This window comes from Prosthecobacter sp. GW821-HT29F12 (assembly GCF_058803405.1).
The window spans coordinates 2,784,617-2,798,304 of the sequence record NZ_CM179517.1 but is presented as its reverse complement, the minus strand read 5'-3'; the positions used below and the strand labels follow the sequence as shown (position 1 = coordinate 2,798,304).

Below are 13,688 nucleotides of genomic sequence, written 5' to 3'. Positions count from 1 at the left end.
ACCCGCCAGTGGCGGCCTTGTGGATGTGGGCGCTATTCACCAGTAGTGCATCTGCGGAGCCGATGGCATGGGGTGTTATCCTACCTCGGGTGGAATGGCCGATGCACAGCAGCATCGCCGCCCATGCGACGACCCTTTACAGCCACAGGCACCTGCGGGCGCGATGTCACAGACATGAAGTTCAAAGCGATCCTGCAAAATCGTTGGGTCTCGCTCATCAGCCAGACGGCCACGGAGTGGGTGGAAGACGGGGCTCTGATGCTCAGTGCAGCCCTCGCCTTCTACTCGGTCTTTTCCATCGCACCGCTCCTGATCATCAGCGTCAGCATCGCAGGCCTGGTGCTGGGCCCCGAGGCCGTGCGCGGCCACCTCGATGAGCAGCTCAGCGGCTACATTGGCAAGCAGGCGGCGCTCGGCGTGCAGAGCATGGTGCAGGGAGCCTCCAAGCCCGCGCAGAGCTGGATGGGTGCGGTGATGGGCTTCACCGTGCTGCTGGTGGGGGCCTCCGGCGTCTTCAACCAGCTCAAGGAAGCGCTCAACATCATCTGGGATGTGAAGGTGACGAAAAAGGTGGGCGTGGCGGGGTTCCTGCGCTCCTACCTGCTGTCCTTTGGCATGGTGCTCGTGCTGGGCTTCCTGCTGCTGGTGTCGCTGCTGCTGAGCGCCGCCATCGCCGCGCTGAACAAGTATCTGAACTACTACCTCGGCCTGCCTGTGGAGGTGTGGACCATTCTGGCCGCTCTCGTCTCCATGTCGCTGCTGGCACTTTTGTTTGCCACCCTTTTCAAAATGCTGCCAGACATGCAGGTGCGCTGGCGGGAGGTGTGGGTGGGCGCCGTGGCCACTGCCGTGCTGTTTGAGGCGGGCAAATACGGCCTCGGCTTCTACCTCGGGCGCGAGAGCACTGCCTCCACCTACGGCGCCGCCGCCTCCGTGGTCCTGCTGCTGCTCTGGGTGTACTACGCCTCCTGCATCCTGCTCTTTGGCGCGGAGTTCACGCAGGTCTATGCCCGGGCCTCCGGCCGGCACGTCAAACCTGCGCCGCATGCCGAACTGATCACCGAGGAGAGCTCAGGAAAGCACCCCATGACTGTGGGCGGCGAGCCTGCGGAGGTGCGGAAAGAGAAGGTGTAGTTGCGCGATCCAAGTTGAACTAAATATGAACTTTGCCGGGATCGGCCCACAGCTTGTCGAGAAAGACCAGCAGCGAATCAGTCCACGGCGTGAAGGCGGCTCGCGGCGCGGTCTCTTCACCCCAGAGCACCTCGTGCGAAACGAAGCCCATCTGCAGGCCGGAGGCTTCGTGGGTGTCGATCACCAGCATGTCCCCGCCAGGACTGGAGCCAATAAAGAGAAGCCCCTCACGCACAAACTCGTCCGGGGTGTCCATGACTCCTGCAGGCGTCTGCCAGCCGATGCATGCGAGGTCGTCCTTCCAAAGCATGTTCATGCCGGTGTCATCCAAGGTCTCCGCCGTAAAGCGGCTGAAATCTTCGGCGAATGGCCAGTGCGGAAAGCGTGATGTGAGCCAGGTGCGGTACTCTGGCTGATCGCTGAGAGTGCAGGTGGTGTTCCAGCGGCTCAGGCTCGTCATGAGTTGATCGGCAATGAGGGGCTTCATGGGGCACAGGGGGCTTAGGTGCGGATGTTGATCTCGTAGCTGATGCCGCGTACCAAGTCGATCAGGATGCAATGAAAACTCCCCGGTGAGTTCGGGATGTGAATGTAGTTTTCGGGACGCGCTGCACGGTCGATGACCAGATCACGCGGTGCGTTGTCCTCAATTTCCCAGCGCCACCAGATGTTTTCGGGCAAGCCTGCGGCCCACTTCTTATCCCTGCCAAGACATGCTTTCATTTTCAGAACATCTGCGAGGGGAAAGCAACAGATGGTCAGTTCCTTGCCGTCGCCATTGAACCGGGTGGAGCGGCCAACCTCGACAACACGAAAAATGGTGGATGGATAGTTGGCCTCGGCGAGCCGTTGCATGAGCTCTGCACTGGGTTTGCCGTCCCGCTTCCAGCTGTCCGTCTTCGTGGCCATGTAAAAGCCTGCCACGAGCAAGGCCATGCCCCCCAAACCGACAAGAAACACGATGCCGAGGAGATTTCGAATGAAACGAGGCTTCGTCATGGTCTGGGGGCACGGCTCATCCATGCGGAACCATGCGATGGATCACACCTCTGTCCAGCACGTGAACTAAGGCATGCTGGGCCCAGGCCTACGGCGCAGGCACGTTCGTTTCAGACGGCGATGCGGCGCGAGGGGCATGCCCGGTCCGCATGTAATGATCGCGCACCATTTTGAGGAGCATGGGCTTGCCCAAGTCGAGAGCCATCTTGCCCAGCAGTCCCAGCAGCACCGCCGTCAGGGAGCGGGATTCTATCTTTTTCGCTGACTCAGCGGCGGCCACAGCTTTCAGGCTGGCACGCGACTCACGGCGTGATCTGGATTTTCGGCTGGAAGGAAGGTAGGAGAGCAGCAGGCCGGACACCGCCGCAGAACCGAGAAACAGTCCCGTGTGATCCTGGTAGGTCTGCTGCAGGCGGCTTCCCACATGCGTCGTGCGGTGCAGGGCCGCACGATGCCCTGCCAGCACTTCACGATTCCGCGTGATCTCGGCGATCAGCTCGTCGGTGGACGGGGATGAGTGGGAGTCTTGGGCCATAGGATGTCCTTCTTGAATTCTTCTTTGGTTTTCTCAAACACACCCGCCTTCAGGCGCGCCTTTGCCATCAGCACAAGCACCACCGCCAGCAGCAGGTGCAGCGCCGTGGCTCCTGCGGTGATCTTGAGCCACACCAGGTCTCCATGCATCCATTCCGCCAGCGCAAACACTGCGGTGAGAATCAGGAACACATAAGCAAACACGCCCACGATGAGCGCGCCCACCAGCAGGCCGGCGATCACGGCAAAGTGTGAGCCCGCCTCCCGCGCCTCCATCATCGCCAGCAGTGCCCGCAGTTGCAGGTGCTTCACCGTGGCCTCAAACCAGCCCCACACATGGTGGAAAAAGCCTGAAGACGAGTCTTGAAACGCATCCGGCGCGAAGGCGTCCGGCGGCTGCGTCTCTGTGCCTGTCTTTGAGGTGGGGCGGGCAGGGGGAGGACTCATGTAGGGGGCGCTGTGGGTACTTCGGCAGCGGGACACAGGCCGGATGTGCGATCCTTTTTTTAAAGTGACTCCATCGAAGCACGCGCACCCCCGGGTCGCTTCCAGTCGCAGGCATGAGCGCACGCTCATCCTTGCGGCGGGTGCCTCTGTAGGTGCTCCCGCAAACATCTGGGAGGGGCTGCATCTTCACCTTGCAGCTTGGCTGCCGTGGTGCTTTGTGAATGCCCCCCGGATGCCAGCCAACTCCACCACCGCCGAAATCGTCGCCGCCATGCGCTCTGCGCAGCGCATCGCCATCGTCGCGCATGTGAGGCCGGATGGAGATGCGGTGGGATCAGTGCTCGGCCTCGCGCTCAGCCTGCGGGCCATGGGCAAGGACGTCATCGCCATGCTGGAAGACGGCGTGCCTTCCAATCTCGCCTTTCTTCCCGGCACCGACACCGTGATTCAGCCCGGCACCGAGCCGCTGAACATCGACCTCGCCATCGCGCTGGACACCGCCACGCATGAGCGCGTGGGGGAGAAAACCAAGGCCCTGCTGGATGCCGCACCGCTGCTGGTGGACATCGACCACCACCCCGCCAATCCCGGCTACGGCGCGCTCAATTACATCGACGCCGCATCTCCCGCCACCGGGCAGATCATTTACAATCTGCTCAGCGAGCACGGCCTGCCCATCGATGATGCCGTGCGGCAGAATCTCTTCATCGCCATCTCCACGGACACCGGCTCCTTCCAGTATTCCAGCACCAATGCGCGCACGCATCGCATCGTGGCCGAGATGATCGATGCCGGGCTGGACACCGCACACCTCGCGAAGCTCATCTATCAGAGCTACCCCGTGCGCCGTCTGGAGCTCATGCGCGACATGCTCAACCACATGGAGTTTCGCGCCGAGGGCCGCATCGTCAGCTGGCAGCTCAAGCAGGAAGTCATGGACGCCATCTCCATGGAGCCCGGCGATACCGAGGGCCTCATCGACACCCTGCGGATGATCGACTCCGTCATCACCTGCGTCATTTTTGAAGACATCCCCGGTGGCAAGGTGCGCGTCAGTTCGCGTTCCAAGGACAACCGCCTCGATGTCTCCGCCGTCTGCGCCCAGTTTGGCGGCGGCGGTCATCGCATGGCCTCAGGCGCACGCATGAAAGGCCCCATCGGCGCAGCAGCAGACAAATTTTTGCAAGCACTCGAACATGAAGTCAGACGAATTGATTAGCGGTGTCCTCCTGGTGGACAAAGACCAGGACATGACCTCGCACGATGTGGTGGCCGTCGCACGGCGCTGCCTGAACATGAAGAAGATCGGCCACTGCGGCACGCTCGACCCCATGGCCACCGGCATGCTCATTCTCGTGCTTGGAAACGGCACCCGCCTTTCGGATCTCCTCATGTCTGAGGACAAGGAATACGTCGGCACCCTCAAGCTCGGCCAGACCACCAACAGCCAGGACGCTGAAGGCGAAGTGGTGGAGGAAAAGCCCGTGCCTGCAGACCTTACTCTTGAGCAGGTGAAGGCCGCCTTTGACAGCATGAAGGGCGATTTTTACCAGATGCCCCCCATGGTCTCCGCCATCAAGATCGGCGGCGTCCCGCTCTACAAGCTCGCCCGCAAAGGCCAGGAAGTGGAGCGCGAGCCCCGCTTCGTGCGCGTGTACGATTACGAGATCACCCGCTTTGAGCCGCCCTTCGTGGACTTCCGCGTCGTGTGCAGCAAGGGCTTCTACGTCCGCACGTATGCGCATGACGTCGGCCAGAAGCTCGGCTGCGGAGCCCACCTCAGCGCCCTGCGCCGCACCCGCTCCGGCCACTTCAAGCTCCTCCCCGGCAAGCACGTCACCTTTGATCAGCTCAAGCAGGGCAAGAAGGACGAAGTCCTCGCCGCCATGCTGACGCTGTATGACGTGAGCAAGCTCCGCGGAGCGTAGCAGGGCAGGGGATAGGCAGGTCATTAAGGAAAGACGCGCCGCAATGGCAAAACGCGGGCGTATTTCAGAGAGGACACAAGGTGTCACCACCCCGCGTTGGGACGAAGGATTCAAGAGACACGCCCAGCGCGCCGTATCAACACAGCGCTGCCTCAGGGGATGGTAGGGAACCGCTGAGTCCTAACTCTTACCCACAAGTTTGAGGAAGGAGCGCTGTACAAAAACGGGTGCGGTTAAACTATGGGAGATGACAGCAGCAACGTCATCGAAAAGCAAAAGTATAGGCAGTCCCGTGGCGGCGGGCTGGTCGCAACGCGAGCTGGCGCATCTCAGTGGCATTGATCCGCGTCTTGTGCGACGGCTGGCCATCATGCTTGAAGATTGGGCGGCGCAGCCGCAGGCCTCCATCCCTGAAGGCAGCCGCAGCAAAGCGGCTGCCAAAGCTTCCTACCGTCTGCTCTCCAATGAACGGCTCGAAGCTGCTGACATTGGGCAGAGTCATCGAGAGGCCACCTGGGGGCGCATGGCCGGCCATGAGGTCGTGCTGGCCGTGGCTGACACGACGAGCTTCAATCACACGACTCATGCTGGCACGGAGGGTGTCGGCCCCATCGGCCAGGGCAATGGCTGCGCGCAGGGCTTCTTGCTGCACAGCGTGCTGGCTTTCAGCGAGCAGGGCGAAGCTCTCGGCGTGCTCCATGCCCACACCTGGGCGCGCGAGCGTGACGGCCCCTCGCGGCGGCAACGGCAGGCGCAAAAGAACCGCAAAGCGCTCGATCAGCGCGAGAGCCACCGGTGGGTCAGCGCTTATGAAGCCATCGTGGCCCAGCGTCAGGCGGCTTCCGGCAGGCAGCCTCGGCTGGTGCTCGTCGCTGACCGGGAGAGCGATCTTTACGAGCTCTTTGTGAGCAACCGGCAGCACGACGAGCAATGTGCGGTGCTCGTGCGCGCCCTGCATGCGCGCCGCCTGCACGAAACGGGAGAGGTGGTGTGGGACCACCTCGAAGCGCAGCCGGAGCTGGCGCGTGTTGAGATCGTGGTGCCAGCGCAGGGCACGCGCAAGGAGCGCACGGCCACGCTGGTGCTGCGCAGCGCGCCGGTGAAGCTGGGGGTGCCGCGGGACAAGGCGCGGTTCTTTGGTGCGAGCACACCGCTGGATCTCTGGGCCATCGACGCGGTGGAGACTGGCGCGCCAGAAGGCAGCGAAGCGTTGCACTGGAAGCTGCTCTCCAGCATTCCCTGCGGGGATGCGGCGCAGGTTCAACGGCAGCTGCAGTGGTATGCGAAGCGCTGGGGCATCGAGGTGTTCCACCGCACGCTCAAGAGCGGCTGTCAGAGCGAGGCGCGGCGTCTGGGCAGCCTGGAGAGACTGCGCAAGGCGCTGAGCCTGGACTTGATCGTGGCCTGGAGGCTCATGGCCTTGCGCGATGCCGCGCGTCAAAAGCCGCAGGAGCCCGCGACCCAGTGGCTGGAGGCCGAGGAGTGCGCGGTGTTAAACGCCTGGGCCACGCGTCAGCTCAAGACGAAAACTCCAAGTCCACCCAGCATCGTCGAGGCGGTGCGCTGGATCGCGCGGCTGGGAGGCTACCTGGATCGCAAGAACGATCCACCGCCAGGCATGGAAGTCCTCTGGCGAGGTCTGCGCCATCTTCACGACATGACCGAAACCTGGAAGCTGCTTCATGTTGTGGGTAAGAGTTAGGCTGAGTCGGGTCCGTGATTAAGGGGCTATGGCGTCTCAGGCGCTGAAAAAGGTCCGCCGTCCTCATCGCAATGAAAATGCATGTGGCGCTCATCTTCGATCCAACCGCTTTCAGTTCTCCCACGGCCTAAGCATGGCTTGCGCATCTCCGCTGCTTTCTTGCCCCTGTGAAAACTTCAGGCGGGCCGCACTGTTTCATCCGCACAGCCCCAACCGGCTGCTTCCACCATGAAACTCTGCTTCCTTCATCGTTACGTGGCGTTGGTGTTGGCCTGGTACTCCGGCCAGATGCTTTTCGCCCAAGCACCTGCGGCTCCGGCCTCTCCCCCGCCGGCAAAGGCTCCGGCGCTCACTCCCGCCCAGGCCGTCCTCAAAGCCCGCCTCGCAGGTCAGGCTCAGCGCGCCAGCCTGCTGGGCAGCGAGATCCACAACGCGGACCTGCGCATTGAAGCCCGCTTTGACGATCTCCTCACCACCCTGCGCGTTGTCAGCGACTCCAAGGACTCGCGCACCAAGGTTACACGCATGAAGGAGCAGACCATCGCCAGCCTGCAGCAGGCCGTCACCTACTACCAGCAGAAGCGCGCCTGGCTGGAAGAGCAGATGGTGCGCCCCACCTTCAATCTCACCCAGACGCAGAAGCAGATGATCAGCAATGACTTCGAAGAGCGCATCGAGAAGCGCGTGAAGCAGATCGTGGATCTCTTCAAAACCTTCCCCAAGCACGAGGAGTTTGAGCGTTACAAAGCCACAGGCATCAACAGCTTTGGCGGCGTGAGTTATGAAGACAGCGAGGACTACCGGCAGAACCTCCGCCTCTCCAGTCATACCACCACCATGCGCAGCAAGCTCATCAAGGACATCCAGGCCAGCATCAATCAACTCGATCAAGAAAACCTCACGCTCGCAGACATGGCCTCCAAAGCCGCCAATCCCGAGCTGGGCGAGGTGTATGGCGATGAACAGCGCAAAAACGAACAGCTGCGCGACGTCCTCAAAGAGAATCTCGAAGCCATCAAGGCCGGGCCCACGGTGCCTGGCCGCCCCGTCAGCGGCCACGAGGCGCAGGCTCTCGACAAGGTCATCAAACACTCCGTCGATTCGTTGCAGGGAGAGTTCACACTCCTCTTCTCACGCTATGCCGACTGGCTCACGGCAGCCTCTGCCCTCAACACACTGCGTGCGGCCGTGGCAAAGCCGTGATGAATGCCTGCTGCGTGCTCTTCATTACCATCGATTGCATGGCTTCAGGAGATGCCTTCGCGTCATTCATACGTCATTGGTGTGATATCACGGTTCCTCACGCCAAATGAGGTCGTTTGAGCCGCGTTTCTCGAAGGCAAACACCCAATCGGCGAAAAAAAAATGCATTTTGATGCACAATGATGTTGCACCATCTCCGACCTGCGTTACTCTCCTAACCCGCAGCGAAAAACGCGGGCTGAGAAAAAGAAGATTGGGAAGCGAAAAGCGGCTCATGAAACTTGGAATCAGAAACGATCTTTTAGAAAACACAGAAGCAGTTTTAGCGAGGCGAAAGCCGAGTGAAGACTGTTAGAAAACAGAAAGCTAAATTGTGCGCTGTGCATGAAAATGCGCAGGCATCTGTGGTTTAAACAGATGCAGTCAATAGAGATCGTCTTGAAAAGAGACGGCTCGAAATTTTTGGAGAGTTTGATTCTGGCTCAGAACGAACGCTGGCGGCGTGGATAAGACATGCAAGTCGAACGGGACACCATGAGTAGCAATACAAGTGGTGTCTAGTGGCGAACGGGTGCGTAACACGTGGATACATTCCGGGAAGCGGGGGATAGCCCAGGGAAACTTGGATTAATACCGCATGTGGTCGAAAGACTAAAGGCAGGGACCGCAAGGCCTGCCACTTCCCGATTGGTCCGCGGCCTATCAGCTAGTTGGCGGGGTAAAAGCCCACCAAGGCTACGACGGGTAGCTGGTCTTAGAGGACGACCAGCCACACTGGAACTGAGACACGGTCCAGACACCTACGGGTGGCAGCAGTCGAGAATCTTTCACAATGGGGGCAACCCTGATGGAGCGACGCCGCGTGGAGGATAAGGTCTTCGGATTGTAAACTCCTGTCATGTGTGAACAAGGCTGTCTCGTTAATAGCGGGGCAGATTGATGGTAACACAAGAGGAAGAGACGGCTAACTCTGTGCCAGCAGCCGCGGTAATACAGAGGTCTCAAGCGTTGTTCGGAATCACTGGGCGTAAAGGGTGCGTAGGTGGCGTGGTAAGTCAGATGTGAAAGCCCGGGGCTCAACCTCGGAATAGCATCCGATACTACCATGCTAGAGTACTGAAGAGGTGACTAGAATTCTCGGTGTAGCAGTGAAATGCGTAGATATCGAGAGGAATACCAACGGCGAAGGCAGGTCACTGGGCAGTTACTGACACTGAGGCACGAAGGCCAGGGGAGCAAACGGGATTAGATACCCCGGTAGTCCTGGCAGTAAACGGTGCACGTTTGGTGTGGGCGCAATCGACCGCGTCCGCGCCGGAGCTAACGCGTTAAACGTGCCGCCTGGGAAGTACGGTCGCAAGATTAAAACTCAAAGAAATTGACGGGGACCCGCACAAGCGGTGGAGTATGTGGCTTAATTCGATGCAACGCGAAGAACCTTACCTGGTCTTGACATGCATTGTGTCTCCGGTGAAAGCCGGATAGGGTAGCAATACCCGCTTTGCACAGGTGCTGCATGGCTGTCGTCAGCTCGTGTCGTGAGATGTTGGGTTAAGTCCCGCAACGAGCGCAACCCCTGTGATTTGTTGCCACCGGCGTATGCCGAGCACTCGAATCAGACTGCCTCGATCAACGAGGAGGAAGGTGGGGATGACGTCAAGTCCGTATGGCCCTTACGACCAGGGCTGCACACGTACTACAATGCCCAGTACAATGTGAACCGAGACCGCGAGGTGGAGGAAATCAATAAAACTGGGCTCAGTTCAGATTGGAGTCTGCAACTCGACTCCATGAAGCTGGAATCGCTAGTAATGGTACATCAGCTACGGTACCGTGAATACGTTCCCGGGTCTTGTACACACCGCCCGTCACATCATGGAAGCTGGTTTCGCCCGAAGTGCATGCGCCAACCGCAAGGGGGCAGTGCCCTAAGGCAAGACTGGTGACTGGGATGAAGTCGTAACAAGGTAGCCGTAGGGGAACCTGCGGCTGGATCACCTCCTTTCTATGGAGAATGTCCGATGGCTCACGCCTGATAACGGACAAGGTCGACACTGACTGCCAGCAATGGCAAAGTGTGTGAATGATGAAAGTCCTCACAAACCTTAATACTGCGAGCAAGTAGTCGCAGCGCACAATTTAGTTTTTCTGTTTTCTGTGCCTTGAGCGGGGGTTTAGCTCAGTTGGTAGAGCGCTAGCTTTGCAAGCTTGATGTCAGGAGTTCGAGTCTCCTAACCTCCACCATCAATGATCAGCGGGCATGTAGCTCAGTTGGTTAGAGCACCGCCTTGATAAGGCGGGGGTCACTGGTTCGAGTCCAGTCCTGCCCACCATTCATTGTGCACAATCTGTTTTTTTGGGAATCATGTTCTTTGACAACTGTATATAGGGTAGAAAACAAATTCAATTGAGCCATCTTGAGAACCGTGAGGTTTGTAAAGATAAGTAAAATTAAGAATCAGGCGAAAACATTTCGGCGCGGTGAAAGCCGCGCTATTCGAAATGGATTTTAACAATGTAAGATTTATAGGGTATGTAGTGAATGCCTTGGCACTAGCAGGCGATGAAGGACGTGGTAAGCTGCGATAAGCTCCGGACAGCCGCAAACTGGCTTTGACCCGGAGATCTCCGAATGGGATAACCTGTAACGATTCATCTCGTTACGTGACGCTCTGAATACATAGGAGCGTCGACGCAATACCGCCCGAAGTGAAACATCTCAGTAAGGCGAGGAAAAGAAAGCGAATGCGATTCCGTCAGTAGTGGCGAACGAAAGCGGAACAGCCTAAACCGGAAGTTTACTTCCGGGGTTCGGGGCCCGATGTGGTAGTTGAAGAGTTAGGTGAAGCGAATGGAAAATCGCTCCAAAGAGGGTGAGAGGCCCGTAACCGAAAACTTAACAACGCCTAGGGATTCCCAGAGTAATACGATCCACGTGGCATTTCGTATGAATATGTGCCGACCACGGCATAAGGCTAAATACTCGCTAGTGACCGACAGTGAACAAGTACCGCGAGGGAAAGGTGAAAAGAACCGCCGTGAGCGGAGTGAAATAGTACCTGAAACCACATACCTACAAGGTGTCAGAGCCGGCTTGTCCGGTGATGGCGTGCCTTTTGCAAAATGAGTCTGCGAGTCAGTCTGTGTGGCAAGCCTAAGTCCTTCTGGGACGGAGGCGGAGCGAAAGCGAGTCCGAACAGGGCGACAAGTCGCACGGGCTGAACCCGAAGCGGAGGCGATCTACCCATGGCCAGGTTGAAGCGTTGGTAATACGACGTGGAGGACCGAACTGGTGAACCTTGAGACGTTCTCGGATGAGCTGTGGGTAGGAGTGAAAGGCTAATCAAGCCCCGTAATAGCTGGTTCTCCCCGAAATGTATTTAGGTGCAGCGTCATGCGCTGATCGAGGGGGGTAGAGCACTGAATGAGCTAGGGGACATACCCGTCTACCAAACTCAATCAAACTCCGAATACCCTCGAATGTAGCATGGCAGTAAGACAGTGGGGGATAAGCTTCATTGTCGAAAGGGAAACAGCCCAGCCCTGCAGCTAAGGTGCCCAAATGCCGCTAAGTGGAAAGGAGGTGAGATTTCATTGACAGTGAGGATGTTGGCTTAGAAGCAGCCACCATTTAAACAGTGCGTAATAGCTGACTCATCGAGAGATCTCGCGCCGAAAATGATTGGCGATTAAGCGGCATACCGAAGCTCTGGATTGTATCAGCTACGGTTGATACAGTGGTAGGGGAGCGTTCTGTGAGCGTCGAAGCGTGAAGGCGACTGACCGTGGAGTTCACAGAAGTGAGGATGCAGACATAAGTAACGTTAAGGGCGGTGAAATCCCGCCCCGCCGTAAACCCAAGGTTTCCTGGGCAACGATATTCGTCCCAGGGTTAGTCGGGAGCTAAGTCAAGGCCGTATGGCGTCGGCGATGCACATTGGGTTAATATTCCCAAACCGGCTATGGTTAAACCAGGACGTTCGTGGAAATTGAGAAAGCATGCCGGCTGAAAGTGGCAGAAGGAGGCGGGGCAACCCAAATCCGGTCTTTTGATCCGACCACCGAGAAAAGCGTTTTGGCCCTTTCCATGGCCGCCCGTACCGCAAACCGACACAGGTGGGTGGGTAGAATATACCAAGGCGAAAGAGTGAAACCTCGTTAAGGAACTCTGCAATCTAGTCCCGTAACTTCGGAAGAAGGGATGCCCTCTTAGGAGGGTCGCAGTGAAAGGGGACAACCGACTGTTTATCAAAAACACAGCATTGTGCCAAGACGAAAGTCCAAGTATACGATGTGACACGTGACCAATGCGGAAAGATTAAGGCAAGGGGTTAGCCGCAAGGCGAAGCTCTGAACCCAAGTCCCCGTGAATGTCGGCCGTAACTATAACGGTCCTAAGGTAGCGAAATTCCTTGTCGGGTAAGTTCCGACCTGCACGAATCGTGTAACGAGTTGTCCGCTGTCTCAACGAGGGGCTCAGTGAAATTGTATTAGCAGTGAAGATGCTGCTTACCCGCAGAAGGACGGAAAGACCCTATGCACCTTAACTGTAAGCTGTCACTGGTCGTTTGGTTTCCATGCTTAGCGTAAGTGGAAGACTTTGAAGCGTAACTTTCGGGTTACGCAGAGTCGTCAATGAAACACCACCCTTGGGTATTGAACGATCTAACCGCAGTCCATGAATCTGGATGTGGGACCATGTCAGCCGGTCAGTTTTACTGGGGCGGTATCCTCCCAAAGAGTAACGGAGGAGCGCGAAGGTTGGCTCAGCGTGGTTGGTAATCACGTGTTGAGTGCATTGGCATAAGCCAGCCTAACTGTGAGACCTACAAGTCGAACAGATGCGAAAGCAGGCCAAAGTGATCCGGTGGTTTAATGTGGAATTGCCATCGCTTAACGGACAAAAGGTACGCTAGGGATAACAGGCTGATTTCATCCAAGAGTTCATATCGACGATGAAGTTTGGCACCTCGATGTCGGCTCGTCGCATCCTGGGGCTGGAGAAGGTCCCAAGGGTCCGGCTGTTCGCCGGTTAAAGCGGCACGCGAGCTGGGTTCAGAACGTCGCGAGACAGTTCGGTCCTCTATCCTCTGTGGGCGCAGGAAAGTTGAGGGGTTCAATTCCTAGTACGAGAGGACCGGAATTGACGCACCTCTGGTGTTCCAGTTGTTCTGTCAAGAGCATCGCTGGGCAGCTATGTGCGGAAGGGATAAGCGCTGAAAGCATCTAAGTGCCAAGCCCATCCCAAGATTAGCTTTCCCTGAAGGATCGTGGAAGACTACCACGTTGATAGGCCACGGGTGCAAGCGCAGTAATGCGTTCAGCTTAGTGGTACTAATCATCCGTTTGTCTTACATTGTTCCATTTTAAACTGAAGCCTGGTTCAAAGGCTCAAGAAGAATTTGATACTCCCTATATGCAGTTGTCAGAGAACACTCCCTGAAGTGTCTCCAGACACTCGGTTCATTGCCTGCCTCATCCGCAGCGCACATGGGCCGCAGTCTGGTGACCATGGCACAGTGGTACCACCCGTTCCCATTCCGAACACGGAAGTGAAACGCTGTTGCGCCGATGATAGTATGGCGAAAGGCTATGCGAAAGTAGGACGTTGCCAGATTAAACATCATCCCGCATCTCGTAAGAGATGCGGGATTTTTTGTGCCCGCGTTCCGAGACCAAACCAAGCACTGCGACCACAGGCCGCAAACCACGGGCGCAGCCCCAGCACCACAGACAACAAA

At 57.8% G+C, this 13,688-nt stretch carries 10 protein-coding genes, 2 tRNA genes and 3 rRNA genes; 10 read left to right on the top strand and 5 right to left on the bottom strand.

What is annotated here, in order from left to right:
• The first annotated feature begins 123 nt into the window (after nt 1-123).
• The gene (locus AC3RLQ_RS11535) at nt 124-1,134 is read left to right on the top strand and encodes a YihY/virulence factor BrkB family protein (RefSeq protein ID WP_493037179.1); all 1,011 of its coding nucleotides are present in this window, start codon (nt 124-126) and stop codon (nt 1,132-1,134) included.
• A gap of 19 nt (nt 1,135-1,153) precedes the next feature.
• Here AC3RLQ_RS11535 and AC3RLQ_RS11530 read toward each other — a convergent pair whose 3' ends face one another.
• The 4 genes from AC3RLQ_RS11530 to AC3RLQ_RS11515 all read right to left on the bottom strand — a co-directional run bounded on the left by AC3RLQ_RS11530 (nt 1,154) and on the right by AC3RLQ_RS11515 (nt 3,114).
• Nucleotides 1,154-1,621, bottom strand: coding sequence for a hypothetical protein (locus tag AC3RLQ_RS11530; RefSeq protein ID WP_493037177.1), 468 nt, complete (start codon nt 1,619-1,621; stop codon nt 1,154-1,156).
• 14 nt (nt 1,622-1,635) lie between these two features.
• Nucleotides 1,636-2,133 carry a hypothetical protein gene (locus AC3RLQ_RS11525; protein ID WP_493037175.1) on the bottom strand — a complete coding sequence of 166 codons (498 nt, stop codon included), beginning with the start codon at nt 2,131-2,133 and terminating at the stop codon, nt 1,636-1,638.
• A gap of 88 nt (nt 2,134-2,221) precedes the next feature.
• Nucleotides 2,222-2,668 (bottom strand): hypothetical protein, encoded by a 447-nt coding sequence (locus tag AC3RLQ_RS11520; protein ID WP_493037173.1) that lies wholly within the window; start codon nt 2,666-2,668, stop codon nt 2,222-2,224.
• A complete protein-coding gene (locus tag AC3RLQ_RS11515; RefSeq protein WP_493037171.1) occupies nt 2,626-3,114 on the bottom strand; it encodes a phage holin family protein in 489 nt (162 codons plus the stop codon). Before AC3RLQ_RS11515 ends, AC3RLQ_RS11520 begins: the two co-directional genes overlap by 43 nt.
• A 232-nt stretch (nt 3,115-3,346) precedes the next feature.
• On the opposite strand from AC3RLQ_RS11515, the gene AC3RLQ_RS11510 reads away from it, so the two are divergent.
• The 4 genes from AC3RLQ_RS11510 (at nt 3,347) to AC3RLQ_RS11495 (ending at nt 7,947) form a co-directional block, all read left to right on the top strand.
• On the top strand, nt 3,347-4,333 hold the full coding sequence (locus tag AC3RLQ_RS11510) for a DHH family phosphoesterase (RefSeq protein WP_493037169.1): 987 nt from the start codon (nt 3,347-3,349) through the stop codon (nt 4,331-4,333).
• Entirely contained in the window at nt 4,311-5,042 is a 732-nt protein-coding gene (gene truB, locus AC3RLQ_RS11505; protein WP_493037167.1) for a tRNA pseudouridine(55) synthase TruB, read from the top strand. Before AC3RLQ_RS11510 ends, truB begins: the two co-directional genes overlap by 23 nt.
• Before the next feature lie 247 nt (nt 5,043-5,289).
• Nucleotides 5,290-6,744, top strand: a complete 1,455-nt coding sequence (locus AC3RLQ_RS11500; protein WP_493037165.1) for an IS4 family transposase — start codon at nt 5,290-5,292, stop codon at nt 6,742-6,744.
• 228 nt (nt 6,745-6,972) lie between these two features.
• Entirely contained in the window at nt 6,973-7,947 is a 975-nt protein-coding gene (locus tag AC3RLQ_RS11495; protein ID WP_493037163.1) for a hypothetical protein, read from the top strand.
• 87 nt (nt 7,948-8,034) lie between these two features.
• Here AC3RLQ_RS11495 and AC3RLQ_RS11490 read toward each other — a convergent pair whose 3' ends face one another.
• Nucleotides 8,035-8,223, bottom strand: coding sequence for a hypothetical protein (locus AC3RLQ_RS11490; RefSeq protein WP_493037161.1), 189 nt, complete (start codon nt 8,221-8,223; stop codon nt 8,035-8,037).
• A gap of 183 nt (nt 8,224-8,406) precedes the next feature.
• Between AC3RLQ_RS11490 and AC3RLQ_RS11485 the strand changes: the two genes are divergently transcribed.
• From AC3RLQ_RS11485 to rrf, 5 genes are all read left to right on the top strand, one after another.
• A 16S ribosomal RNA gene (locus AC3RLQ_RS11485) occupies nt 8,407-9,952 on the top strand.
• Nucleotides 9,953-10,115: 163 nt separating this feature from the next.
• Nucleotides 10,116-10,191 (top strand) — tRNA-Ala (locus AC3RLQ_RS11480).
• A gap of 12 nt (nt 10,192-10,203) precedes the next feature.
• A tRNA-Ile gene (locus AC3RLQ_RS11475) sits at nt 10,204-10,280 on the top strand.
• Nucleotides 10,281-10,462: 182 nt separating this feature from the next.
• Nucleotides 10,463-13,306: ribosomal RNA gene (locus AC3RLQ_RS11470) — 23S ribosomal RNA — on the top strand.
• 142 nt (nt 13,307-13,448) lie between these two features.
• Nucleotides 13,449-13,564 (top strand): 5S ribosomal RNA (rrf, locus tag AC3RLQ_RS11465).
• The 16S, 23S and 5S rRNA genes sit together here with 2 tRNA genes alongside, the layout of an rRNA operon.
• The last annotated feature ends 124 nt before the right edge of the window (nt 13,565-13,688 follow it).

Coding starts and splice junctions, on each gene's coding strand:
- AC3RLQ_RS11535 (WP_493037179.1), top strand. CDS start 124: ATGCGACGACCCTTTACAGCCACAGGCACCTGCGGGCGCGATGTCACA.
- AC3RLQ_RS11530 (WP_493037177.1), bottom strand. CDS start 1,621: ATGAAGCCCCTCATTGCCGATCAACTCATGACGAGCCTGAGCCGCTGG.
- AC3RLQ_RS11525 (WP_493037175.1), bottom strand. CDS start 2,133: ATGACGAAGCCTCGTTTCATTCGAAATCTCCTCGGCATCGTGTTTCTT.
- AC3RLQ_RS11520 (WP_493037173.1), bottom strand. CDS start 2,668: ATGGCCCAAGACTCCCACTCATCCCCGTCCACCGACGAGCTGATCGCC.
- AC3RLQ_RS11515 (WP_493037171.1), bottom strand. CDS start 3,114: ATGAGTCCTCCCCCTGCCCGCCCCACCTCAAAGACAGGCACAGAGACG.
- AC3RLQ_RS11510 (WP_493037169.1), top strand. CDS start 3,347: ATGCCAGCCAACTCCACCACCGCCGAAATCGTCGCCGCCATGCGCTCT.
- truB (WP_493037167.1), top strand. CDS start 4,311: ATGAAGTCAGACGAATTGATTAGCGGTGTCCTCCTGGTGGACAAAGAC.
- AC3RLQ_RS11500 (WP_493037165.1), top strand. CDS start 5,290: ATGACAGCAGCAACGTCATCGAAAAGCAAAAGTATAGGCAGTCCCGTG.
- AC3RLQ_RS11495 (WP_493037163.1), top strand. CDS start 6,973: ATGAAACTCTGCTTCCTTCATCGTTACGTGGCGTTGGTGTTGGCCTGG.
- AC3RLQ_RS11490 (WP_493037161.1), bottom strand. CDS start 8,223: ATGAGCCGCTTTTCGCTTCCCAATCTTCTTTTTCTCAGCCCGCGTTTT.